The sequence below is a fragment of the Noviherbaspirillum sp. ST9 genome, from assembly GCF_048799745.1.
Classification (GTDB): Bacteria; Pseudomonadota; Gammaproteobacteria; order Burkholderiales; family Burkholderiaceae_D; genus Noviherbaspirillum.
Window position 1 is genome coordinate 1 of record NZ_JBLWFR010000078.1, and the last position, 721, is coordinate 721.

Below are 721 nucleotides of genomic sequence, written 5' to 3' on the forward strand. Positions count from 1 at the left end.
AGAGTAAAAACAACTTTTAGTTCAGGGAATTTATTGAGGACACCCAAAAGATCATGTAACTGCGCTGTTGCAGTATGACTTTCGAGAGTAACTGGATGAAACGTCACCAGAATGCAGTCTTCACCAATGCTGAAATTCAAAGAAGCCTCCAGTTGTGCTTTGCTCAGAAGCTTTAGCTGTTTAATATTATCAATGCCAATGGCACCCACATTAAACACGCGGAAAGGTTCTTCCCCCAACTGTATAACCCGCCGCCTATGTGATTCTGTTGAAGTAAAGTGAAGATATGACATTTTTGAGATTGCATGTCTGAGGGCATCGTCTGTAGCTCCTTCTGTTATTTCTCCCCCGTGAAGATGAACCACAGGGATTTTCTTTAGATGAGCAGCGGTAGCAGCAGCAAAAGCTTCAAACCGGTCGCCAAGCCGTAACAGCCAGTCGGGATTTAACCGGCTGAGCGCGTCATCATATCCCATTAATGCTATTCCGGTTGATTTTACTATGACAGTATCTGAATCAGCAGAAAGTAACATCTCTACTATTTCATTGATACAGAAGCCGTCTTCTTCTATTTGTTTATAAGTCAATCCGAACTCAGTAGACAGGTGTGTACCAGAAACTAGGATCTGCAATGTATAACCAGAGCGTGTTTTCAGCGCGCTAATCAATGGAAATAATAAACCATACTCGGCTCTGCTACCTGTAAAAACGCATATTTTAA

1 protein-coding gene is annotated in these 721 nt (G+C 42.2%); it reads right to left on the reverse strand.

All coding sequences use genetic code 11. The features are described 5' to 3' along the window. The coding region (neuC, locus tag ACNOHI_RS24845) for a UDP-N-acetylglucosamine 2-epimerase (RefSeq protein WP_420477405.1) at positions 1-721 on the reverse strand (721 nt) is incomplete at both ends.